The 25,052-nt window shown below is 45.9% G+C and carries 14 protein-coding genes; 1 reads left to right on the top strand and 13 read right to left on the bottom strand.

Features of this window, described 5'->3' with window-relative positions; all coding sequences use genetic code 11:
- Positions 1-46 precede the first annotated feature (46 nt).
- The 7 genes from AR383_RS01160 to AR383_RS01135 all read right to left on the bottom strand — a co-directional run bounded on the left by AR383_RS01160 (position 47) and on the right by AR383_RS01135 (position 13,297).
- Positions 47-4,879, bottom strand: coding sequence for an NAD-glutamate dehydrogenase (locus tag AR383_RS01160; RefSeq protein WP_055731471.1), 4,833 nt, complete (start codon positions 4,877-4,879; stop codon positions 47-49).
- Positions 4,880-5,039: 160 nt separating this feature from the next.
- Positions 5,040-5,258 (bottom strand): DUF2835 domain-containing protein, encoded by a 219-nt coding sequence (locus AR383_RS21135; protein WP_083481452.1) that lies wholly within the window; start codon positions 5,256-5,258, stop codon positions 5,040-5,042.
- Between the two features lie 15 nt (positions 5,259-5,273).
- The gene (gene pepN / locus AR383_RS01155; protein ID WP_055731470.1) at positions 5,274-7,898 is read right to left on the bottom strand and encodes an aminopeptidase N; all 2,625 of its coding nucleotides are present in this window, start codon (positions 7,896-7,898) and stop codon (positions 5,274-5,276) included.
- A 144-nt stretch (positions 7,899-8,042) separates the two neighbouring features.
- Positions 8,043-9,422, bottom strand: a complete 1,380-nt coding sequence (locus AR383_RS01150; RefSeq protein ID WP_055731469.1) for a sodium-dependent transporter — start codon at positions 9,420-9,422, stop codon at positions 8,043-8,045.
- Between the two features lie 197 nt (positions 9,423-9,619).
- Positions 9,620-10,999, bottom strand: coding sequence for a D-alanyl-D-alanine carboxypeptidase/D-alanyl-D-alanine endopeptidase (gene dacB, locus AR383_RS01145; RefSeq protein WP_188407259.1), 1,380 nt, complete (start codon positions 10,997-10,999; stop codon positions 9,620-9,622).
- 91 nt (positions 11,000-11,090) lie between these two features.
- Positions 11,091-12,806: a DEAD/DEAH box helicase gene (locus AR383_RS01140; protein ID WP_055731467.1), complete on the bottom strand. Its 1,716-nt coding sequence runs from the start codon at positions 12,804-12,806 to the stop codon at positions 11,091-11,093.
- 152 nt (positions 12,807-12,958) lie between these two features.
- Positions 12,959-13,297, bottom strand: coding sequence for a Grx4 family monothiol glutaredoxin (locus AR383_RS01135; protein ID WP_055731466.1), 339 nt, complete (start codon positions 13,295-13,297; stop codon positions 12,959-12,961).
- A gap of 212 nt (positions 13,298-13,509) precedes the next feature.
- Between AR383_RS01135 and sodB the strand changes: the two genes are divergently transcribed.
- Positions 13,510-14,091: a superoxide dismutase [Fe] gene (sodB, locus tag AR383_RS01130; protein WP_055731465.1), complete on the top strand. Its 582-nt coding sequence runs from the start codon at positions 13,510-13,512 to the stop codon at positions 14,089-14,091.
- Between the two features lie 53 nt (positions 14,092-14,144).
- Here sodB and AR383_RS01125 read toward each other — a convergent pair whose 3' ends face one another.
- The 6 genes from AR383_RS01125 to pyrC form a co-directional block, all read right to left on the bottom strand.
- The gene (locus tag AR383_RS01125; protein ID WP_055731464.1) at positions 14,145-14,441 is read right to left on the bottom strand and encodes an Rdx family protein; all 297 of its coding nucleotides are present in this window, start codon (positions 14,439-14,441) and stop codon (positions 14,145-14,147) included.
- Complete coding sequence (gene hrpA, locus AR383_RS01120; protein ID WP_083481451.1) at positions 14,438-18,328, bottom strand: ATP-dependent RNA helicase HrpA; 3,891 nt, start codon at positions 18,326-18,328, stop codon at positions 14,438-14,440. The genes AR383_RS01125 and hrpA overlap by 4 nt, the downstream gene beginning before the upstream one ends.
- A 41-nt stretch (positions 18,329-18,369) precedes the next feature.
- Positions 18,370-18,789, bottom strand: coding sequence for a CBS domain-containing protein (locus AR383_RS01115; RefSeq protein WP_055731463.1), 420 nt, complete (start codon positions 18,787-18,789; stop codon positions 18,370-18,372).
- Between the two features lie 299 nt (positions 18,790-19,088).
- On the bottom strand, positions 19,089-19,676 hold the full coding sequence (locus tag AR383_RS01110) for a hypothetical protein (protein WP_157051616.1): 588 nt from the start codon (positions 19,674-19,676) through the stop codon (positions 19,089-19,091).
- Positions 19,677-20,788: 1,112 nt separating this feature from the next.
- The gene (locus AR383_RS01105) at positions 20,789-23,116 is read right to left on the bottom strand and encodes a glucose/quinate/shikimate family membrane-bound PQQ-dependent dehydrogenase (RefSeq protein WP_055731461.1); all 2,328 of its coding nucleotides are present in this window, start codon (positions 23,114-23,116) and stop codon (positions 20,789-20,791) included.
- Positions 23,117-23,839: 723 nt separating this feature from the next.
- Positions 23,840-24,874 carry a dihydroorotase gene (gene pyrC, locus AR383_RS01100; protein WP_055731460.1) on the bottom strand — a complete coding sequence of 345 codons (1,035 nt, stop codon included), beginning with the start codon at positions 24,872-24,874 and terminating at the stop codon, positions 23,840-23,842.
- Positions 24,875-25,052 lie beyond the last annotated feature (178 nt).

Below are 25,052 nucleotides of genomic sequence, written 5' to 3'. Positions count from 1 at the left end.
AGTATAAGACCCCGAAGATGCAGGGCTTCGGGGGCCGTATTTTATACTAGTTTATGGCGCAGTTTAAATTTAATAAGTTCAATTCCCTCAATAATACGGAAAATTTTGCAAACTCATGGCTATTACCAGTCTTAAAGTCGGCTAACATGTGATTCCAACGGTCAAGAACACTGTCGTGAGCCAACAACCAATCGTCAAGCGGTTGTTCGCTTTCCAGTTTTGCGGCCCATTTTAAGGCGCTAATGGTTAACAAACGTTGCTGCCAATCCAGATCCTCTCTAAATGAAGAGCGCGCTAAGGCTTGCCAGTGATTGTCGACGCCCTGCTGGTTAATTTGCTCGAGGAACCAGTGCAAGCCAATTTTGGCTCCTAAGTTAAAGTAAAGCTTTGCAACTTCAACAATATCTTGCTCTGCCTGCTCGGCAATTTCGGTTAAATCTAATACCGAATACAAGGAGTTCATCTTGGCCATAGCACAAGCAATATCGGCGGGAACCTGCTTAGCCTGTAGATCCTGAGACTCTTTGTTAACCAAGGCCACCTCTTCTGCTGCTAGCACTTCCATTAGCGTATCTTGCAGAGTGAGATAACTTGGACGGTAACGCTCAATCTGCTCGGTGATAGAGAGCGAGCGGTCTCGCAAGGTGAGGAAACGTCGCGTAGCTCTGCGCACCATTCTGCGCAGGCTATTCATCATTTTAAGCTGCAATTGTGCGCTAATTTGATTGTCTAAGGCCTCTATTTTCTCAAACAGTTCCCATATGCCAAACACCTCGCAGGCGGTCACATAACAAGTACATATTTCAGCCGCGCTGGAGCCAGTTTCTTCCAATAAACGAGTCACAAAGTTAAAACCTGCGTGGTCAACCACTCGATTCGCCAAACGGGTGGCAACAATCTCTTGGCGCAGCGGGTGCTGCTGCATTTGCTCGCTATAACGTTGTTGCAGTAATACTGGGAAAGACTTAATCAAGGTTTGGCTTAAGTAGGGATCTTCGGTGACGTCTTCTACGTTAAACCACTCTTTTAACACCATTTTTCCATAGGCTACCAGCACCGCTAGCTCTGGCCGAGTTAAACCTTGGCCATTGGACTGGCGTTCAATTAACTCTTCATCGCTAGGCAAGAACTCTAAACTGCGGTCAAGTAAGCCATCACGCTCTAAAGCGTGCATGAAGCGAATCACCTCTTTAGCAGTAGTCGCCCCCAGATGCTCGGTGAGGCTGATTGACTGACCTTGACGATAGGCGTTATCGAGTACGATTTCCGCTACGTTCTCAGTCATATCAACCAACAACTTATTGCGCTGTTTCTCGGTTAAATCGCCATTTGCCACCAGACCATTCAACAAAATTTTGATATTTACTTCGTTATCAGAACAGTCCACGCCACCCACGTTATCGGTGAAATCGGTATTGATGCGCCCACCATGGCTGGCAATTTCAATACGTCCCAGCTGGGTAATACCTAAGTTGCCACCCTCGCCGACAATTTTTGCGCGTAACTGTTTGCCGTTAATTCTTAAGGCGTCGTTGGCTCGGTCGCCCACATCCGCATCAGACTCTGAACTGGCTTTAATATAAGTACCAATGCCACCATTCCAGAACAAATCTACCGGAGCACACAAAATGAGCTTAATTAAGGCATTGGGTGTGACCTGAGTTTCTTTGGTATCAAGCAATTTTTGTATTTGCGGCGTTAAGCTAATCGACTTAGCGCTGCGCAAGAATACGCCGCCGCCTTCGCTGATTAAACTTTTGTCGTAATCGGCCCAAGATGAGCGAGGTAATTCAAATAAACGCTTACGCTCTTGGTAAGACGCAGCAGCGTTTGGTGTAGGGTCGATAATAATGTGCATGTGGTTAAAGGCGGCCACCAAGCAGGTATGCTCAGATAACAGCATGCCATTACCAAATACATCGCCAGCCATATCACCCACCGCGACACAGCTAAAGTCGGTGCTTTGGCAATCGATGCCTATTTCTCTGAAGTGGCGTTTTACCGACTCCCAAGCCCCTCGAGCGGTAATACCCATACCTTTATGGTCGTAACCATTGCTGCCGCCAGAGGCAAAGGCGTCGCCCATCCAAAATTGATATTCTTGGCTTAACTGGTTAGCAATGTCTGAGAAGGTCGCAGTGCCTTTGTCGGCGGCCACCACTAAATAAGGGTCGTCGTCATCGCGGCGCACCACCTGAGCCGGAGGCACGATTTCACCTTTAACGTTATTGTCGGTGATATCCAACAAACCACGAATAAAGATCCGATAACAAGCCTTGCCTTCTTCCAACCAAGCCTCACGTTCACTAGGGCTAGGCAACTGTTTACAAACAAAGCCGCCTTTGGCCCCTACAGGCACAATAACGGTATTTTTAACTTGCTGAGCCTTAACCAGACCGAGCACTTCGGTTCTAAAGTCTTCGCGACGATCCGACCAGCGTAATCCTCCGCGGGCCACTTTGCCACCACGTAGATGCACCCCTTCGACGCGAGGCGAGTAAACAAATATTTCAAACATTGGCACCGGCTGGGGCATGTCTGAGAGTTGACTCGGATTCATCTTAAACGAGATGTAATCTTTCACCTGCTTAGCTTGATTAAGCTGATAGAAATTGGTGCGCAGTGTGGCTTTAATCATCTCAAGATAACGACGAATAATCCGATCATCATCGAGATTCTCTACCCCATCCAATAGAGAGATGAGTTTTTCTTCAATTTTCTGCTCGGTTTTGGGTGCAGGTTTTAAGCTGGGATTAAAGCGCCGTCTAAATAGCTCAAGTAGTAATACGGCTATCTCTGGATAGTTGGCGAAGGTTTCTTCAATATAGCTTTGGCTAAAGCTGCTGCCTATTTGCCGCATGTATTTAGCGTAGGCCCGCAGTAAAGCCACATCTCTGCCCGAGGCTTGTGCGGCTAATACCAATCTATTGAAACCGTCATCTTCTAGTTTACCAGCCCAGATGTTAGCCAAGGCCTGCTGGAAATTGTCCCGATTTTTTTCCATGTCCAAACTACCAGAGCCCACAAATAACATTGAGAAATCCAGTAGCCAATAGACTTTTCCTTCGGAGGTCAATAAACGATACGGTGTTTCCCCAATGACTCGTAAGCCCATATTCTCGAGCATGGGCAAAATATCTGATAAGTATAAGGGTTCGTTTAAGTGAAACAATTTTAAACGCACCGAGTTACTCTGTGCCGCTTCTTCCTGAGGCCGATAAAACAACATACCTAACTGGTGTTCATCACTGAGCTCTTCAAATTGAATAATGTCAGCCACTGCAGAGCCCGGTAATACGTTCTCTTTGTAAGAGCGAGGAAAAGCCGTTTGATAGAGATTGCTCAGCTCAATCGCCCGCTCTTCTCCAAAGTTAGAAACTAATGAATCAACTAGGCGGTCTTCCCAAGTTCGAGCGGCCTCAATGAGGTTAGTTTCTAGGTTGCTCAAGTCAAACTCCTGATTGTAATCCTTAACCCTTACCATGTACTGAGTACGCGCCATCGCCCCTTCGGTGAAGTAAGTTGAAAATTCCACTTCTTCATCTGATTTAAAGTGCTGTTTTAATATGCGCTGGCTTTCAATTCTCAGAGCGGTGTTGTAGCGCTCCTTGTTGGTATAGATCAAACAAGAATAAAAACGCCCGTAGATGTCTTTACGCACAAACAGCTTAACTAAATCGCGCTCCTGTATTTGTTCAACCCCTAGGCCTATTTCCAGCAATTCCTCTTCGGTAGCTTGAATCAACTCATCACGAGGATAGGTTTCCATAATATTGAGTAGCGATTTATACGCATGAGAGCCTTCCGGTAAACCGGAATTAACCATGATACGAGCGAGTTTTTGATTGATGAGCGGAATTTCTAAGGCGCTGCGATTATAGATAGAAGACGCATACAAGCCGATAAACCGATGCTCACCTACTACATTACCTTTATCGTCGAAAATCTTAACGCCGACATGGTCAATATAGGCGGGTCTATGTACTCGTGATTTATGGTTACTTTTATTTAGCACCAAAGGCACACTGTTGGTGGCCAATTCGCGCCCCGCATGGGTATAACTAGATAACGAAACTACCTTGTCACTTTGATACTCTCGGTATAAGCCCAAACAGCCCTTGTCGTCGGGCAATAGTTGCAAATCCCCTTTCACTTTCTTAAGGCTGTAATGGCGATAACCCATCAGGGTGAAGTTATTATCGGCCATCCATGAGAGAAATGCGGTACTCTGCGCCAGCAACTGATCATCCTTCGCTCCCTTGCTGGCCGCCAGATCGGCGGTAACCTGTTTGAGTTTAGTCAGCATCGCTGGCCAATCGTTCACCACCACGCTCACGTCATCTAAAACGGTGTTCAGCTCTTTACTTAAGTGTTGTAAAGCACGCTCATCACTTTGTCGGTCAATTTCAATCATGAACACGGTTTGATTACCGATTTCTTCATGTTTTACATTGTGCAGCGCCAGTACTTGATTATTATCGCCACGCTCAATGCGCATCGGTTGATGCATTAACAAGTGGGTATTAATGCCACTACGCCCTAAAGCCATGCGAATGGAGTCCACCAAAAACGGGGAATCGGGCACTACAATTTCGATAATGGTGTGGGTGGACTGCCAGCCATGACGGCTGAGCTCGGGGTTATATACTTTGATGTGACGATCACAAGTGGCGGTTTGATTTAGGGTATTCCACAAACCCAAGCCCACACCATAAAGGTCACTATCACTGCGATTGGCTAAATCATCACTGCCCATGCCGGAAAAAAGTCGCGCAATAAACTCTTCAGCTAAGGGAGCGACCTTAGGGTCGAGTTTTTGATGAACAATTTGATAGACCTTTTGCAATAAAACGGAGGTGTGTTGCTGCGCTCTTGTCATAACGCATTCCTTATCCTAGTAGAGAATGAGTATTGTTGTTAAACAACAATGGCTTATTGCTTATTGTTAGTGTAGTTGGCTTTATTAATTTATCGAAAAATAAAGCGCGAACTGTTACCAACAATTAAACCACTGCGTTACAAATTTACAACATGGTTAACTAGATTTTTTGAAGTGAAAGGAATTTATTATTGTTATCAGTGGACAACACAAAACGACCGCTTATACCGACCGATGTCAAAAAAGGCAAAAAACGCAGTGCCGGTATTTGGATCCGCCGCCCTTGGTTATCTACAGCAAGAACTGAGCGGGCCGTTCCTCGGTATACCCGCTCAAATTCCTGATAAGAAATGTGCAAATTAAAATAATATTGCTTCATTAAATTAAAACGATATTAGCCCTTTAACTGCTGCAAGCCATTGCTGACTTTCTCGTATAAATCTTTACTAAGCTCATCCAACGCGGCGAGACCTTCAAGTTGTTCAATAATCATCGCTTTACGTTGCTTATCTAACTTCACCGTTTGAATCAGTGGCGTAATTAAGCGCGAAGCCACCTGTGGGTTTTGCTTGTTTAATAACGTCAAGATTTCTGCAAGATAACAGTAACCCGCCCCATCCTTAGCGTGGAAGTGACGCGCGTTATTGTTAGCAAAGCTACCAATTAATGAACGGATCCGGTTAGGGTTTTCCATACTAAAGCTAGGGTGTTCAGTTAAGGCTTTCACTCGCGCTAGCGCATCACCGCCACTAAAGCTGGCTTCAAGGGCAAACCATTTGTCCATCACCAAGCCATCATGTTGCCACTGCTGTTCGTAATCTTTAAACATGCTGTTACGTTGCTCAATAGCCGCGGTATTGGCCGCCGCCATTGCTGCCAGCTTATCGGTCATTAAGCTGCTCTCAAAATAAGCCGCCGCCACTCGCTGTGGTTGACTAAAGCCAACAAACTGTAAACACGCAGCACGGAGTGAGCGCCATGCAATATCGCTATGTGCCAAGCTTTGTTGATCCGCCTCGGCGCAGCGTTGTTCTAACTGAGCAAACGGTTCTGCTAAGGCTAAGGCTAAAGCTTCAATAAAGAAATCACGTGCTTTAGCGATGGCGTCAATATCCACTTCTTGGAAGTTATCGGCAATTTCGTTTTCGCTGCTAATGGTAAGTAACTCTGCCAATAAGCCTCGGTCAATCGCTTGGTCTTGCAGTAATTGCTCAAAGGTGGCGATGATAGCAGGCTCTAGTTCTAAGGCTTGCTGTTGCTGAACTTTCGCCACCGCTTGCTGCATCCATCCGGCGATCAGCTTCTGCATGCTATCCCAACGGGCGAAGGTATTACTGGCATGATTAATCATCAATAACAGCTGTTCGCTGCTGTAGCTATAATCAAGTTTTACTGGAGCAGAAAACTCTTGCAGCAGCACCACACAAGGTTCTTCTGCCACCGCATCAAATACCCAGCTTTGCTGCGCTTGAGTCAGTTCCAATACCTCGGAAACAGGCTTGCCACCGGCTTGCAGCGGAATGCTAGCGCCATTACTGGCCAACAATTCGATGGACACAGGAATGTGCAGTGGTAGTTTCTCTGGTTGATCCGCTGTCGCAGGCGTGCTTTGTGACAGTGTCAGGCTAAACTGTTGCTTGGCTGCATCAAATTGAGTTTGTACCGACACTACGGGTGTGCCCGACTGACTGTACCAGCGCTTGAACAGGCTTAAGTCTTTACCGCTAGCGTCTTGCATGGCGTTAACGAAATCATCGCAAGTCGCGGCCTGACCATCGTGACGCTCTACGTAGGTTTGCATGCCCGCTTGGAAGGCTTGTTCACCCAATAAGGTGTGCAGCATGCGGATCACTTCGGCGCCTTTTTCATATACCGTTAAGGTATAGAAGTTATTCATTTCAATCACTTTATCGGGGCGAATGGGATGCGCCATCGGCCCTGCGTCTTCAGCAAACTGGTGACTACGCAATAAACGCACGTTTTTAATGCGATTGACCGCCCGCGAGCCTAGATCTGAGCTAAATTCCTGATCGCGGAAAACCGTTAGGCCTTCTTTTAACGACAGTTGGAACCAGTCTCTACAGGTAATTCGGTTGCCGGTCCAGTTGTGGAAATACTCATGGCCAATCACCGCTTCAATGCCTAAGAAATCACTGTCGGTGGCACTTTGCTTATTGGCTAATACGTATTTAGAGTTAAAGATGTTAAGGCCTTTATTTTCCATGGCGCCCATGTTGAAGAAATCTACCGCCACAATCATGTAAATATCTAAGTCATATTCTAGATTAAAGCGCTGCTCGTCCCACTTCATGGCGGCCTTTAATGAGGCCATGGCGTGTTCACTACGCTCCAAGTTGCCTTTATCAACAAACAGCTCTAACGCAATTTCGCGTCCAGAGCGGCTGGTAAAGCTGTCTTGTAATAGGTCAAAATCGCCCGCGACCAAAGCAAAAAGATAACTTGGTTTTGGGAAAGGGTCTTGCCAACTCACCCAATGTTTACCGTTGTCTAGCTCCCCTTGGGCTACTTTGTTACCGTTAGACAGCAAATAAGGATAGGCGGCTTTATCGGCGGTTATCTTGGTGCTGTAGGTTGCTAATACGTCGGGGCGATCGAGGAAATAAGTAATACGACGGAAACCTTCGGCTTCACACTGAGTACAAAAAGCAGCTCCCGATTGATATAAACCTTCAAAGGCCTTGTTGGCTTGCGGATTAATCTGCGTAACAATTTCTAATTCAAAACGTTCTGGTAAATCACTAATGCTCAGCTGGCCTTCGCTCAACTGATAATGTTGGTGCTCTTGCTGATTCACCTTCAAACTGAGCAACTCAAGTTTTTCGCCATCAAGCACTAAATCGCCCACCTGCGGGTCTAAGCGTTGCACGGTAGAAACAGCGCGCACGGTAGTGGCGGTGGGCTCTAAATCAAAGTCTAGTGCAACATTTTCTATGGTGTAACTGGGGGCTTGGTAGTCTGAGCGATATTTGGCGATGGGTTGAGCTGAAGAATCGGCCATGAAACGTCCTTAATCAGAAAAAGATAAAATACCGAATGTAATGGGTTCATTGTAAAAGATAATGTTTAGCTCAGCTAACGCTTTCGCCGTGCTCAACAAACAAAAAAGTCGGCTTAAGCCGACTTTTTATTAAACGCTGAAAAATTATATCGACAACCAACCGATGGCGTTTAAAAACACCACCGCGATAGCGATAGGAGAAATAAATTTCACGCTCTTAGAAAACATTTGGAAGGTTTTACTATCTAGCCCCATATGATGTTTCAAGCTATCTGCTTGAATCACCCAGCCCACAAAGATGGTAATAAATAAACCACCTAAGGGCAGTAAGATATTGGCTGTAAGGTAATCCAAAATCTCAAAGAAATTATGCCCCATCGCGCCAGCGTTAATTTGAGCAAAGTCCCATCCGGCAAAGGAGCCAATGGTGCCAAGGCTGAGTAACCATACTCCGCTACCGGCGACTATCGCAGCAACATTACGACGCAAGCCGCGACGCTCAACCAAATAAGCAGCGCTAGACTCTAATAAGGCTAAGGCCGAAGTGAAAGCTGCTACCACCACCATGGTAAAGAACATCGTAGAAACAATGCCGCCTAAAGGCATAGTGCCAAAGGCAATCGGTAGTGAAACAAACAACAGGCCTGGACCGGCACTAGGTTCAATACCATTTGCAAACACGATTGGGTAAATGGCCAAGCCTGCCATTAAGGCCACCACGGTATCGGCAATGGCGATGTAAATAGAAGTACGAGCGATAGAGGTACCTTCAGGTAAGTAGGCACCGTAAATCATCATGATCCCAGAAGATAAACTCAAGGTGAAGAAGGCATGACCTAAGGCCATTAATACACCATTAATGGTGAGTTTAGAAAAGTCTGGGCTGAACATGAAGCTGACAGCGGCGGCAAAGTCACCGGTTACCGCAGCATAAAGCATGATCACCACTAACAATACAAACAGCGCAGGCATTAACCAGCGAACAACCCGCTCTAGCCCTTTAGTTACCCCATTTGCCAATACTACCACAGTACCCACAATCACTAATGTCGACCATGCCAACAGTTGCTTAGGATCTGAAGTTAAGGCTGAGAACAATTCTCCAATTTGCTGCGCGTCACCGCCAGCTGCAGTAACATCACCAGCAACAGATTTAAATACATACGCCACTGCCCAACCGGCAATCACGATGTAGAAGCTCAACACTAAAAATCCAGCTAGAACGCCCATGGCACCAATAAAGGCCCAGTTTTTCGAGCGACCATTTTGCTGAGCCACTTTAGCTACCGCATTGGCTGGAGTCGAGCGACCTTGTTTACCAATGTACACTTCGGCCATCATGACCGGAATACCGATAAACAAAATACAAAGTAGGTAGACAAGAACGAAAGCACCGCCGCCATTCTCACCCATAATGTAGGGGAATTTCCAAATGTTACCCAGTCCGACAGCGGCACCAGTAGCAGCTAGTATATAGGCGAAGTTGCTCGACCAGCGACTGTTCACCGAGGTGTTGTTACTCATGATTTTCTCTTGATGTTGTGTTTGTTATTAACGTCCATTTTTTTAGGGCGCTAATTCAAGCACAAAAAGAAGGGGAATCACAGCCAAAACCAATTTTTATACTATTTTTTTGCTTTACGTCGCTATATACAATAAACAAACCAGTCATTAACCGAGCAAATGCACTGAATAAGCATTCTGAATTTATGAATTTTTTACTATTTTATTAGCTGCCACTGTTGCTCGAGCCAATCTCGTTCAAAGCTCAACACCGGATGAATGATTTGCCGTTTGCGCAGCGCTAGCTGTTCTTCAGCCGTTAATACTACGCCATTAGTTAACAATACGAAGGGGCTATACTGGCCATCTTTTTCGATATAACCCACTAAATTGACCACTCCGTTAACATAACCACTTTTTGCGTGAATATGTCCTTTTAAAGGAGTCTTGGTGAGGCTATGACGATAACGTAGCGTTCCGCTTTGACCTGCAATGGCTAAACGGCTGATTAAGGGCTGTAGTTGCGGATCTTGCTGCCATAGTTGTAGCACCTGATATAGCGCCTTGGCACTGACTAGGTTTTCTCGAGAAAGCCCTGAACCATCGCGAATTTGCAAGCGTGTTACATCAATGCCGAGTTGCTCAAGCTGCCCAATTAACACTTCGCTGGCTACCTCATAGTTGGCAGGGCGCTGCGCCGCAATAGCGAGGGTTTTGAAAATACTGTCGGCATACAGGTTATCCGACTCCACCAACATGGTAGTTAACAGCTCGATTAAGGCAGCAGAGCGGTGAATATAAGACTGAGAATAAGCTTCAAGGCCTGATGTAAACTGCGGTTCAGCATTAAGTTTAAAACCTTGAGCACGTAAACTACGTTTTAGCTTTAAGGCAAAATAAGCGCGTTCATCATTGATCGAAAAGCGCAGCGGCATCATGCTGGCGTTAGCAGGCATACAGCCAGTTAAGCGATAACGATTATGCTCCCCCACCAGCAAGTTTTGCTGACAATCGGCGGTGTCTGCTGCCACGGTGACGATTTGATTATCGATCGCCAGCAACTGGCTATCACTCACATGCAAGCTACTCAGTTGCCCTACTCGGCCGGGTTTAAGATTGCCATATACACAATTGCCATCGATGCTCAGGGCCGTCACTGGCGCTGCGAAACACACCCCAATATCATTCCATACTTGTCCACGGCTACGGCTGTGACCAGTAAAGGCACTATCAATCACTTCTATAGAGCGAACCGTAGTTTGTTTCATATCGTGTCTTAATGCAGCAAGCAATGCGCTTAAGTCTTCTGAGCTAAAGCTTGGATCGCCATTCATCTGCAGCCGCAAATGCAAACCCTTTGAGCCACGCTTAACACTGAGTACGGTTTGGAAACGAAAATCAGCACCTAGGCTTTTAATGGCCGCAGTGGCAGTTAGCACCTTCATCGTGCTGGCAGGCGTGAGTAATAAAGAAGAGTTATAACTACCAGATGGGCCGATGTAGCTAACTATAGTACCGCGCTCGCTTAGCCCGTCCGCCTTTACCGTGCTAGCAAGACTCAACAACAATAAAACAACAGCACGCCAAAACCACCGCATAAACACCCTAACCCACAGAAGCAAAACATCAGTATATAAAAAAGGTGAACCATGGTTCACCTTTTCTATTTTATATCGCATTGACTAAAGCTTAGCGAGCAATCAATTCCAAACGCATCGCACGTTGGCGAACGAAACTGCGTTTCAAATGATTGAAAGTTTTCTCTGGCATACCGCTAGGTAATTCTACCGTTGAGTAGCTATCGAACAACTTCACACTACCAATGTAGTCGCTGCTGATGTTGGCTTCATTGGCAATGGCACCAACAATGTGTTTAGTTTGAACACCGTGCTCGCGGCCCGCATCAACACGGTAAGTATTCATTTCCACATCGGCAGTACGGCGTTTACGCTTAGCACCACCTTCGCCGCGACCACCTTTCTCAGCACCACGTTGACCACGGTGATTTCGCTCGCCACGCTCGCTGCGTTCACCACGACGTGAACCACGTTCGTTATTAAAGCGAGCCGAACGTACCTCTGGGTCAGCAGGTAATTTAAATGGACGAGCCGTTTGCGCTTGGAACAACAAGGCGGTAGCGAGTTCAAGTTCGCTCATACCTAGGTTGCTGGCTAGCTCAGAAGCAATCGCTTGATAATCTTCTAGCTGAACGTTAGCCACCGCTGCAGCAAGTTTATCTTGGAAGCTTGAAATACGTTTCTTCTCGATTTCTTCACGAGTAGGAAGCTGCATTGGCTCAATTTTTTGGCGCGTAACGCGTTCAATGTTGCGCAATAAACGTTGTTCGCGGAAACCCACAAACATGACCGCTTTACCACTACGTCCAGCACGGCCGGTACGGCCAATACGGTGAACATAAGCTTCTGCATCGTAAGGAATATCGAAGTTAACCACTAAACCAATGCGTTCTACATCAAGACCACGTGCAGCCACATCGGTAGCCACTACGATATCTAATTTAGCCGCCTTCAAGCGGGCAATGGTGCGCTCACGCATGCTTTGGTTCATATCACCGTTTAGCGCTGCAACGCTGAAGCCTTTAGCTTCAAGACGCTCTGCAATATCGGTAGTAGAAGTTTTAGTACGAGCAAAGATAATCGCCGCCCCATCATTGTTCACTTCTAAAATTCGCGCTAAGGCTTCAATTTTATTTAAGCCGCCCACTTGCCAGTAAAACTGGTCAATGTTGGAAACGGTTTGTGTCTTGGCCGCAATTTTGACTTCTTTAGGCTCAGACATGTAATTCTTGGTGATATTCTTAATTGCTGGCGGCATGGTGGCCGAGAACAAAGCGGTTTGACGCTCTTTAGGAATATCACGCATGATGCGCTCTACATCATCAATAAAGCCCATGCGTAGCATTTCGTCGGCTTCATCTAGTACCAAGGCTTTTAGTTGGTCAAGTTTTAACTTACCACGCTCGAGGTGATCGATGGTTCGTCCTGGGGTACCCACAATGATCTGTGGTCCACGACGAAGCTCTTTAATCTGTTGGCCGTAATCCGCACCACCATAAATAGCCAATACCCGTAAGCCAGGGATATTACGGCTGAAATCTTTAATGGCATCGGCTACCTGATTAGCCAGTTCACGGGTTGGTGCTAATACCAACATTTGTGGAACGTTTAGCTGAGGATCAAGTTTAGCTATTAAAGGAAGAGAAAAAGCCGCCGTTTTACCGGTGCCAGTTTGTGCCAAGCCAAGTACGTCGTGTCCTTCCAGCAGCAATGGAATGGTCTTTTCCTGAATCGGAGACGGTGTCTCAAATCCAATCTCGGAAATCGCTTTTAAAATCGTTTCAGGTAAAGCAAATTGCTCAAAACTTGAACTGCTGGATTCTGTCATATTTGGCCCACAATTATTTAAAGGATGCGCACTATACGCTTTTGATCACAAAAAGTCTCTTTGATTTTACCTTTTTATGGAAAAACATTGAACAACTTGATAGGCAACAATAAAAAGCCGCTCTAATTGAGCGGCTTTGTTCAAATAATTGCTTACTCAGCCTCGGGGGCTGGGTGTTTGGCGGCGGTTTCTTTGATAAGCGGCTGTAGTTCACCACTACGGAACATTTCCATCACGATGTCACAACCACCAATCAATTCACCTTCTACCCACAATTGTGGGAAGGTTGGCCAATCTGCGTAATTAGGCAACTCGGCACGAATATCTGGGTTTTGTAGTATATCTACATAGGCAAAACGCTCGCCACATTGCATTAGCGCTTCAACGGTTTGTGCCGAAAAACCACAACTAGGGAACTTAGGCGATCCCTTCATATAGATAAGGATTGGGTTTTCAGCAATTTGCTGTTTGATTTTATCAATCGTTTCCATTTTGAACTTCTCTAATATCTGGACTAAGACTATTCTTGGTGTTGAATATATCCTAGCAACATTGCTGAGCAATTTCACCACTTTGCGCTAGATCAATTTTTTTTGCTGATTTTGCTTTTCCCTACTCAACACTAGTGCTAGACTAGTTAGTAAAGTTTTTACTATATAAAAGATTGCGCTGTTACAGCCAATTATTACAAGGAGAGAAACACATGGCATTTACACTACCTGAATTACCATACGCTCAAGACGCCCTAGAGCCACACATCTCAGCAGAGACTTTGTCTTACCACTACGGCAAGCACCACAATACTTATGTAGTTAAACTAAACGGTTTAATTGAAGGTACCGAGCTTGCAGATAAAAGCCTAGAAGAAATCATCAAATCTTCTACTGGCGGCATCTTCAACAACGCAGCTCAAGTTTGGAACCACACCTTCTACTGGAACTGTTTAGCCCCTAATGCTGGCGGCCAACCAAGCGGTGAACTAGCGGCAGCCATTGATGCAAGCTTCGGTTCATTCGACGAATTCAAAGCTAAATTCACTGACAGTGCAGTAAACAACTTCGGTTCAAGCTGGACTTGGTTGGTGAAAAACGCCGACGGCAGCCTAGCTATCGTAAACACCAGCAACGCAGCGACTCCGCTAACTGATGAAGGTGTAACTCCACTATTAACTTGCGACCTTTGGGAACACGCTTACTACATCGACTACCGTAACGTGCGTCCTGATTACCTAAACGCTTACTGGTCACTAGTAAACTGGGACTTCGTTGCTAAAAACTTCGCTTAATCGCGATATTTAGTAAGCAATAAGGGCGCTCTATGCGCCCTTTTTTATCTTCTTTACTTGCTGTCGCTGTGCCCTAAGGCCATATCCGGCGCAATAATATCCCGCACCCGTTGCTTAAGTATTTTCGCCTCAGGAAAACCATTGTCTTGTTTCCTGCACCATACTAACTGGCCATCCACATAGATTTGAAAGCGCCCCTTACTCGCCGGCTTTAAGGCCACCTCGCCAAGCTCTTGCGAAAAGGTAGTTAACAACTCTTGGCTAAGCCAAGAGGCTCTTAATAACCAACCGCATAGGCTGCAGTAATAAATCTCGACTTTTGGCCCTTGATTCGCTGTTGCTTCACTCACCCTTTACTTCCTTTTTTTAGTTCACTGATGTGATTGAGTACCCGCTTCAAAGAGATGGGATACTTAGTGCCCAGTTGCTGAGCAAATAACGATACCCGCAACTCTTCTATCATCCAACGCAAGTCTTCACCTTCTTGGCTATAACTCGCTAAGTTTAGTTGCCCGCTGCGCTCTGCAGCCGTTTCGACTTGCTGCAGGGCGAGGCGATCTTTATGTGGATCTATCGCTAGCTTCTCTAAACGACGTTCAATCGCCTTTAAATAACGCTGCACATCGCCCAAACGCGCCAGCCCTACCTTGCGCACAAAACCTTTGTGCACCAATTGGCCTAGCTGCGCCTTGATGTCGGCATGCGCCATCACTCTATCAAAGCCCACTTTGCCTTTTAACTGCTTAGAGATTTGATAGTGCAAACTAAGAATTTGTTCCACCTGCACTACCGCTGCCAGCGTTTCCTCGGCTAGTTCTGCACGCACCGTGTCACACAGCGCCTTAAAGTCTGTTTCATTATCAATCCGCTGCTGCGCAGAGTACTTATCAATCACCGCCAGACAGCAGTCATCTAACAACACATCCACTCGACCAAAGGGATTGAAGTACAAACCCAGTTTCGCCTTATTCGGCAAATGCTGCTGCAAGTAACTTAGCGGCGATGGAATATTCAGTTGTAGCAACTTACTCAAACCGCGGGTTTGACTCCACTGCGCTTCTTCCTCTTTATCGAATAACTTTAGCGAGACCGACTTACCTTCATCCACCAAGGCCGGATAAGCGGTAAGCTGATAGCCCTGACGCTGCTCTTCTATCACCTCAGGCAACTCACCAAAGCTCCAATCACTAAGCTTAGTTTGCTCAGCAAAGGCGCTAGGGGCCATTTCGGCAATGCTCTGCTCTACTTGGTGTTGCAGTTTTTGCTGCAAACTTTGATAGCTTCGCCCTTGTGCCACTAGCTTGCCAGCTTCATCAATCACCTTAAAGTTCACTCTTAAGTGTTCCGGCACCGCCTCCATGTTCCAGGCATCTTCGGGAATTCTCACTCCGCTCATGCGTAGCAGCTGCTTGGTCAGCACTTCCATTAAATCGCCCTCTGCGGCGGGAATCGCTTGTAGGAAGGCCTGCACATAGTTGGGCACCGGTACAAAGTTACGCCTTAGCGTCTTCGGTAAGGATTTAATCAGCGCACTGATCAACTCTTCACGAAACGCCGGAATTTGCCACTCAAAGCGACTAAAATCCAGCTGGTTCAATAAAGCCAGCGGAATATGGGCGCTGACGCCATCATCCACTTGCCCGGGCTCAAATACGTAGCTTAGCGCCACCGAGACCTGCTCAAACTGCCAACGCTCTGGATACTGCTTTTCGGTAATATGAGCCGCATCATGCTGATACAACATTTGCTTATCAAAGGTGAGTAAATCAGCCTGCTTTTCACTGGCCTTTTTCCACCAGCGATTAAAGTGGCTGGCAGAAACAATGTCCTGAGGCAAACGCTCGGCGTAAAAATCAAACAAGACTTGGTCATCCACCCGCACGTCACGGCGACGCTGCTTTTGCTCTAAGGCTTCAGCATCATCGAGTAATTGCTGGTTAATCTTAAGAAACTGATGTTTAGCCTGCCATTGCCCTTCCACCAAGGCCGAACGAATAAACACTTCTCGCGCTACCATCGGGTCAATTTTTCCGTAATTCACCAAGCGTTTATTCACCAAAGCTACGCCATATAGGCGTACACTTTCGTAGGCCATTACCGCCTGCTGCTTAGTTGACCAATGCGGCTCACTATAAGACTTTTTAATTAAGTGCTCGGCTTGCTGCTCCAGCCATGCGGGCTGGATTTTAGCCACGCCGCGAGCAAATAGGCGCGAGGTTTCTACCAGCTCTGCGGCCACTACCCACTTAGGCGGCTTTTTAGCTTGGCTAGAGCCGGGGAATACCACAAAGCGTGCATTACGCGCCCCAAGAAACTCCCGTTCCTTATCTTTAAAGCCCAAATGACTTAACAAACCGGCGGTAATCGCCTGATGAATAGCATCGTAATCGGCTTCGCTTTGATTTACCGGGTAATCTAGTTCCTTAACCACTGTAGATAACTGGTACACCAAATCTTGCCATTCGCGGATCCGCATATAGGCAAGAAACTCTTGCTTGCAGAGCTTTCTAAACTGGTTACCCGATAGCGCTTGTTGCTGCTCTTGTAAGTAACGCCACAACAGCAAATAACTCGAAAAATCGGAATCTTTATCAACAAAACGCGCATGCTTTTGATCGGCCGCTTGCTTACAGTCGTTAGGCCGCTCTCGTGGATCCTGAATCGACAAGGCTGCACAAATCACCATCATCTCTTGCACGCAGTTAAATTGCTTGGCCGCCACCATCATGCGTGCTAAACGCGGGTCGATGGGAAATTTAATCACTTCCCTACCGCGAGCACTGAGGCTAGGTTTGCCATGGCGTTGTTCCAGCGCGCCTATCTCTTCTAAGAGATTTAAGCCGTCTTTGATATTTCGCTGATCGGGCATATCAATAAAGGGGAAAGCTTCCAACTTGCCCAGCTTTAAGCCCAACATTTGTAAAATCACCGAGGCCAAATTGGTGCGTAAAATTTCCGGGTCGGTGAACTCGGCACGCCCCTCAAAATCCTCTTCACTGTATAGGCGAATACAAATACCTTCGGCCACCCGGCCACAGCGCCCCTTACGTTGATTGGCACTGGCTTGGGAAATCGCCTCAATCGGTAAGCGTTGTACCTTAGAACGGTAGCTATAACGGCTAATTCGCGCCGTGCCTGGGTCAATCACATAACGAATACCAGGCACGGTAAGACTGGTTTCGGCGACGTTAGTGGCTAATACAATGCGTCGCCCGCGATGCGAGGCAAAGATTCTATTTTGCTCGGCATTCGATAGCCGTGAGTACAGTGGTAATACTTCAGTATCTCGATATTGGCGTTTTTGCAAAAAGTCTGCGGCATCACGAATTTCCCGCTCGCCATTCATAAACACCAGAATATCGCCGGGCTTTTCGCGATACAGTTCTTCCACCGCATCGGCTAACCCCTCTAAAACATCTTTAGTTTGTTCACCATCATTTAGAGGCCGATAGCGGGTTTCTACCGGATAAGTACGGCCCGATACTTCTATTACCGGCGCATCATTAAAGTGCTTAGAAAAGCGCTGCGGATCGATGGTGGCCGAGGTTATCACCACTTTTAAATCAGGACGCTTAGGCAGTAGCTGTTTGAGTACCCCTAAAATGAAGTCAATATTGAGGCTGCGTTCGTGGGCTTCATCGATAATTAGCACTTCATATTGCGATAAAAAGCGGTCTTGCTGTAGCTCGGCCAACAGCATGCCGTCGGTCATCAGCTTAATTAAGCTGTCATTTTTTATCTGATCATTAAAACGGATCTTATAACCCACCAGCTCGCCCACGGGGGTATTAAGCTCTTCGGCAATCCGCGCCGCCACACTGCGCGCAGCCAGACGCCGGGGCTGAGTATGACCAATAAAGCCGCGACTACCTAAACCCAGCTCCAAACAAATTTTAGGAATTTGCGTGGTTTTACCCGAGCCTGTTTCACCGGCAATGATCACCACTTGGTTATCTCTTAGCGCCTCATAAATCGTCTGCTTTTGTTCCGCAACCGGTAATTGAGGTGGGTAGTCAATCTTAGGAATGGAACTACGCCGCTGCTCTGCTTTTTCCACAGAGCGCTGCAAAGCCTGCATAAACTTAGCAAAAGGAGGATGTTCTTCACTTAACTGTTGATCGTTAAACTTAGCCAATTGGTTTTGTAAACGATAACGGTCTTTAGCAAGAGCAAGAGATATTTGTTGTTTAAGGGTAGATAAAGCCGACTGCAAGAATAAAGCCTCGTAAGGTTGCATACGAGGCGCAAATGCTAACAACAATCACTGAGAAAACAAGTCTAACTGACGCTCTTATAGCAACTATTCAAATGTTTGCTGATCCCCGCCAGTACCTCTTCGCGGGTAATTAAGCCCAATAATTTACCTTGTTCAATCACGGGATACATTTTGGGTTTCTGCAGCAGCATACTTTGCGCCAGCTCGAAAATACTGGTCTCGGGGCCAACACTTAGCACATCTTTGCGCATTAAATCTTCAACCAGGGACACGGTTTCGCAATGATAAGTCGCTTCCAATAAGCTTTTTAAACAGTCTTGCTCGGAAATCCAACCAATCACATGTTTATGCTCATCAACCACCGGAGCCCCTAATTGCTTGTGCTCAAGTAAGCTACGCACCACTTCGGCAATGGCTTGTTTTGCAGTAAAACAAACTGGGCGGGTTAGCATGTAATCGCGCACTTTCAAATTCTCTGACATAGTTTGCACTCCATTTGTGTGCCTACGCTTAGCTTAGTTGCAGAGGCTAAATTCCTCCAGTCATGCAAGGCTTAAGGGAGCGAGGATGAGTGCTTCGTCTAAGTTAAGAAAGCCCTAGCGTAAATGTATTGCGATGCACGTCACCAATTGGCACCGAGCTTAGCGTTTTATAGCCACTTCGAAGCTGGTTTTTTGAAAGAAACGTGTTAAGAGGGAAAAATTGACTCTACCAACACAGGTGGCCGAAACGTAGTGTAAACCGTCCAGTGCAATGCGTCTTTTAATTGTGCTTAGCCTTGTTATGCTTTGCACTTCTGCAACGTGGCGAAATGCTTACGGAACACTTTAGCTGGGACTCGGAATTGATGCCCAACATCAGTTGTTACCACGAAATCGCCGTAGGCCTCTGGGTTTTCTAGTACCCCTGATATATTCTCTTTAGAAATATTGAATGAGAAGGCTTGGCCAGGTTCCAAAATCACCTTGGGCAATATTTCACCCGTAAACCCCTCATACATAAATTGCATTACTTTTTTTTCTTCTAGAAGCTGGACTTGAAAATTCTTGATAAAAGCTTTGATTATTGAGTGGTTTTCAACTGTAACGCTAATCCCGTGAATCCACCCTTTTAGAGGGTGCTGACACATAACCATTGTCATATGTACTTTTAGCAAAGGCTTGCTGAGCTTATTATTTACAAAGTTCAAACTCAACAAAGTGACGATCAACGCCATCGTAGTTACGATAGGCTCAATCTCAATACTACCTGTGGAATTAAAATTGCTGTCTATCACCCACCAAATAGAAGCGATGAGTGCGATTACATTCGCAAATGCTGCCAGCAAAAATCTAAAATTGTCTTCTACAAACTTCTTATATGGTTCCATGTTCGCCTTAAACATAACATTTTTACTGCGATCTTGCAGCTTTGCCTACCTTACAAGGTAGAAAGCGGCTATGTATCACCGCACCAGCAAATATAAAAACCCGAATAATCATACAGTAAGCAGACTTAAAAGAAATCAAATCCAGATCAAGCTTACTCGCTTTGATAGTCAGAGTTGAGCTTTATAATCCCATCATCTTCGCCGAGTAGCGCAAATGAACAAGGGAGTAAAGTTGAAGTCTGTTCGAGCGTAGTGTTTACTTCAACGCCCTTGTGAGTGCGCAACGGAGGATCGAAGAAGATGCTGGGTGGCCTTTCTTTTGTATACTTTTCTTTGGCCAGCAAAGAAAAGTATATCGCCGTAGGCGAAAGCTTTGCTTTAAAAAACTAAAGCTCAACACAAAAATGAGTGATAAAAACAAGACTAATAACCCTAGTAACAAAATAAGCGCCCCCTGTTTGGAAGAATCCGGTTTACACCCTCGATAGCCAAGATTGCACCTTATACCTCATCATCTTCGCCGAGTAGCGCAAATAAACAAGGGAATAAAGTTGAAGTCTGTTTGAGCGCAGCGAGTTACTTCAACGCCCTTGTGAGTGCGCAACGGAGGATCTAAGAAGATGCTGGGTGGCCTTTCTTTTGTATACTTTTCTTTGGCCAGCAAAGAAAAGTATATCGCCGTAGGCGAAAGCTTTGCTTTAAAAAACTAAAGCTCAACACAAAAATGAGTGATAAAAACAAGACTAATAACCCTAGCAACCAAATAAGCGCCCCCTGTTTGGGAGAATCCGGTTTACACCCTCGATAGTCAAAATTGCACTTCATCCCTTCATTATCGCCGAGCAACGCCGTTGACAAGCGGAAAAGCCGAGCACTGTTTGAGCGCAGCGAGTTGCGCAGGCGCGCTTGGAAATTAGGTGAAAGCTTGGCTTTATACAAAGCATGGCTTTGTAAGCTTGAACACAGGGCGAAGATAATGCAGGGCGAGCTTTCTTTTTGCTTAGCTAAGCTTTGCTCGTTGAAGCTTAATGACGTCGCCGTCTAGGCGAAATCATCCCTAAATTATTCAGACTTAAATCAAAAAGTTCGGGCAGATAGCCCGAACTTTTCATCTACTTAAGTTTATAAGCCACCACATAATCACCGATCGTGGTATTAATAGAGCCGTGCCCTCCGGCTACCTGCACTACCATCTGCTCACCTTTACTATTGAGGTAAGTCATAGGTGTCGCCTGACCACCTGCTGGCAATCGAGCTTCCCATATCTGCTTGCCGGAAGTTAGATCATAACCTCGAATATAATCGTCTAGCGAAGCTGCCATGAATACAACACCACCACGGGTAATCACTGGCCCGCCAATTCCAGGCATACCCAACTTAATTTTGAGTGGCAGGGGTGTCATATCACGAATTGTTCCGTTTTTATGTTGCCAAGCCTTTTCACCGGTATTCAAATCAACGCCTGCAACGTAACCCCATGGCGGTTGTTGACATGGTACTCCCAATGGAGAAAGAAACGGTTTAAGCGACACAGAATAAGGACCACCAGCATTTGAATTTAACCCGTGTTCACCCGTATTCACAGGGCCTTTATCTGAACCATCGTTTGGCACTAGCTTAGATACAAATGCAAGATATAGCGGCATACCAAACATCACTTGCTTTTCTGGGTCAACCGCAACACTCCCCCAGTTAAAGACACCAAAGTTCCCCGGATAGACTAATGTTCCTTGGGTTGAAGGTGGCGTGTATTGACCTTCATAACGCAGTGAATGAAACTGGATACGACAAATCATTTGGTCAATTGGTGTCGCTCCCCACATATCTGCACCCGTTAACTTTTTAGGTTTGAAGTTTAATTCTGAACTAGGTTGGGTTGGAGAAGCGTAGTCACCCTTAATAGTACCTTGAGGAGCAGGAACCTCTTTAATAGGTACAATAGGCTTTCCGGTCTCACGATTTAGGACATAAACGTCCCCCTGCTTGGTCGGTACGACTAACGCCGGTTGTTTTCCTGTTGATGTTTGCATGTCAAACAGCACAGGTTGAGCGGGTGTATCCATATCCCAGAGATCATGATGAATAAACTGCTGTACCCAGGCTACCTTGCCCGTATCAATATGCAATGCCACTACTGAAGTTGAATATTTTTCTTCTTCGGGTGTACGGTACATACCTAACTGATCGGGTGTTCGGTTACCCATTGGCAGATACAATAACCCGAGCTTTTCATCGGCACTGGCAACAGACCAACTATTCGGTGAGCTTTCGGTGTATGTTTCACCCTGAGATATTGGTTTTGTTTGATCAGGCTTAGCTGCATCCCAGTTCCATTTCAGCTCACCAGTATCAACGTCATAAGCGCGTATCACACCAGAGGGCGAATTCACATCATAGTTGTCGTTGACTGAACCACCAACAACAACGACCCCATTTGAGACTAACGGCGGTGATGTCGAATAGTAATAACCTGCTTGCTTAAATGGCATATTACGCGTTAGATCCAATACGCCGTCTTTAGCGAATTCCTCACAGCGAGCACCAGTAGCAGGGTCAAGCGCAATCAATCTCGCGTCAGATGTTGGTAAAAAAATTTTTGCATCACAACGAACAGGATCGAGTTCCTCAGATGGCGAACTTTGCACTTTAGCCGAGCGAACACCTCCAGAGCGAGGTGGCTGGTAAGATACACCTCGACAGGTTTGATGTTGACGCTGCATTTCAGTTGGCACCTTCGCATCGTATACCCATTGTTTTTTACCGGTATCGGCGTCTAATGCAACTACCCAGTTGTGCGGCGTACATAGGTATAAGGTATTTCCAACTTTAAGAGGTGTCGCTTCGTACGTTGTTTCACCTACATCCTGCGGACCTTTCTTATCTCCCGTCTCATAAACCCAGGCCTGTTCCAGCTGTTTGATGTTTTGAGGCGTAATATTATCCAATGGTGAAAATCGCTGCCCCATATTTGAGCGGCCATAGGCATACCAATCAGTCTCTGGAGAGTTACCTAAGTTAGCAGAGGAATTAACTATCTTATCAGGCAAATCTCCCTGTTTGGCAGTTGGATGGTTGAGTAAACTACCTAATAGAAGAACAGTAACAAGTGCCCACACCCCAGAACTTAGCATTCTAGAACGCTTTGGGGTTGAAAATGCAAACAGTAATGGTGTTGCGATAATTAAGAATAATCCAAGTCGAGGCGCCAGCGCCCACCAGTAGTAACCAGACTCATAAAAAGACCAAACCGCCGTCAAAACGAGAAGTGCACTATATAAAATGTGGGTAATTGCTCGGTTTCTCAATCCAAAATAACTACTAGTAAGAAGAAGTAGACCAGCAATTAAGTAATACCAACTGCCGCTAAGTGAAATAAGATATGCTCCTCCAATCGAGAGTGCTAACCCGACAATGGCCGCCAAGGTGGCAAATATCTTCATTGATATCTCCTATCCATTTTTTGATTTTTAGTTTCTCAACCAAAGCAAGTTACATGCAAAAAATGAAACAAGAGGCAAATTAAGCATTGTTTGAAAATAAAAGTTTATATAAATCAAACTATTATGTTTTTATAAAATGAAACGCTAGTAAAATTACGTCATTGAATAAATGTATAATGCTCCACTTCCCTATAAAAAATACTCGTCAAACCGAATACCATGTACATTTTACAAATAAAATGAAAGACAGCTTTGCTTTAAAAAACAGATGAAGACTCCATCAATGCGAAATCATCCTCAACAGTCCCAAACAAAGTAAACGAACGTAGCGCAGCAAAGAATAAACAGGCATAAAAACTGAGTAAATTGGCTAGTAGAGTGGCAACAGCGAAAGCCAGCCGTATTGACGCTCAGCGTAGAAAAAATGTAACTACGATGAAATATGTCGCCTATACCGCTAAATACAGGGGCCAAATGCCCAACATAAAGCTCTCTAAAAAGGGTAAAGCTGCGACTCAGGATGGAAAGTTCGACTAAACAAATGAATTTTTATGGAAGAAATGAAAATATCACCCATTTGGGGAATAGCCTGAAAAATTGATTAACACTAAGCTTGTTTACGATTGAGTCGCTAGCTCAATCACGCGTTTAGTTACCTATTGCTGTGTATTTTTACACAATTCACGCAAGCCCTTTGTTATAAAACAAAGGGCTTTTTTTTGTCTATTTAACCTGCCAACTCAACGTTTCACCGGCATAGAACGGCACTAGCGTTTGCTCGCCCACTAGTACCGACTCAGGCACCTGCCAAGCTTCTCGGCTTAAAGTAATGGTACTTTGATTGCGCGGTAAACCATAGAAGTCTGGGCCATTGAAACTGGCAAAGGCTTCCAGCTTATCCAAAATGCCCAAGTGCTCAAAAATTTCGGCATAAAGCTCAATCGCCGCCGGCGCACTATAACAGCCGGCACACCCACAGGCACTTTCTTTGGCACCTTGCAAATGTGGCGCGGAATCGGTACCTAAGAAGATTTTCTTAGTACCGGTCGCCACCGCCTCTTGCAAGGCTTGCTGATGGCTTTGGCGCTTTAATACTGGCAAGCAGTAGTTGTGAGGTCGCAGCCCTCCGGCTAACAAGTGGTTACGGTTATACATTAGATGCTGCGGTGTAATGGTCGCGGCAATATTATCTGGCGCATTCATCACAAACTCGGCGGCTTCGGCAGTAGTGATATGTTCAAACACAATTTTCAGCTGGGGTAAGTCTGCTACCAGGCTTTTCATGTGTGCATCGATAAACGCGGCTTCACGGTCAAAAATATCGATGTGGGAGTGCGTCACCTCGCCGTGTACCAATAACAATAAACCGTGTTCCGCCATCGCCTCAAATACCGGGCGTAAAGCTTTAACATCGGTCACACCATGGGCCGAGTTAGTGGTAGCGTTAGCCGGATACAACTTGCACGCTTTTACGATGCCGCTGGCCGCCGCCTCGGCAATAGTAGCGGGTGTTGTTGCATCGGTTAAATACAGGGTCATTAAGGGCTCGAACGCGTTACCTTCAGGTAAACATTGTTTGATCCGTTGATAATAAGCCTGGGCATCCTGAGTTTGGGTTACCGGCGGCGTTAAATTCGGCATGATGATGGCGCGTGAGAAATACCTAGCACTGGCGTTGGCGGCAACATTAAGCATTGCGCCGTCACGTAAATGAAGGTGCCAATCATCCGGTCTGGTAATGGTAAGCGTTTGAGTCACAACTATCCCCTGAGTCGATATTACGATGCACGGAAGTCTACCCGAACTTGCTAATCAAGTCTTGTTTAGTCGCGCTAATCGAAGCTGCCCAACTTAAGCTAATAAACTAACTGCCAGCAACACACGATTTGCTTTGGCGAGTAACGAGGAAGGGAAAACGAAACCTAGGCACAAGTCT

It is taken from the genome of Agarivorans gilvus, assembly GCF_001420915.1.
GTDB lineage: Bacteria > Pseudomonadota > Gammaproteobacteria > Enterobacterales > Celerinatantimonadaceae > Agarivorans > Agarivorans gilvus.
This window is presented reverse-complemented; position numbering and strand designations above follow the sequence as displayed.

Excerpts from the sequence above, each read along its gene's own strand:
- sodB (WP_055731465.1), top strand. The coding sequence starts at position 13,510 with ATGGCATTTACACTACCTGAATTACCATACGCTCAAGACGCCCTAGAG.
- AR383_RS01105 (WP_055731461.1), bottom strand. The coding sequence starts at position 23,116 with ATGAAGATATTTGCCACCTTGGCGGCCATTGTCGGGTTAGCACTCTCG.
- dacB (WP_188407259.1), bottom strand. The coding sequence starts at position 10,999 with ATGCGGTGGTTTTGGCGTGCTGTTGTTTTATTGTTGTTGAGTCTTGCT.
- hrpA (WP_083481451.1), bottom strand. The coding sequence starts at position 18,328 with ATGCAACCTTACGAGGCTTTATTCTTGCAGTCGGCTTTATCTACCCTT.
- AR383_RS01160 (WP_055731471.1), bottom strand. The coding sequence starts at position 4,879 with ATGACAAGAGCGCAGCAACACACCTCCGTTTTATTGCAAAAGGTCTAT.
- pepN (WP_055731470.1), bottom strand. The coding sequence starts at position 7,898 with ATGGCCGATTCTTCAGCTCAACCCATCGCCAAATATCGCTCAGACTAC.
- AR383_RS01115 (WP_055731463.1), bottom strand. The coding sequence starts at position 18,789 with ATGTCAGAGAATTTGAAAGTGCGCGATTACATGCTAACCCGCCCAGTT.
- AR383_RS01110 (WP_157051616.1), bottom strand. The coding sequence starts at position 19,676 with ATGGAACCATATAAGAAGTTTGTAGAAGACAATTTTAGATTTTTGCTG.
- AR383_RS21135 (WP_083481452.1), bottom strand. The coding sequence starts at position 5,258 with ATGAAGCAATATTATTTTAATTTGCACATTTCTTATCAGGAATTTGAG.
- AR383_RS01140 (WP_055731467.1), bottom strand. The coding sequence starts at position 12,806 with ATGACAGAATCCAGCAGTTCAAGTTTTGAGCAATTTGCTTTACCTGAA.
- AR383_RS01135 (WP_055731466.1), bottom strand. The coding sequence starts at position 13,297 with ATGGAAACGATTGATAAAATCAAACAGCAAATTGCTGAAAACCCAATC.
- AR383_RS01150 (WP_055731469.1), bottom strand. The coding sequence starts at position 9,422 with ATGAGTAACAACACCTCGGTGAACAGTCGCTGGTCGAGCAACTTCGCC.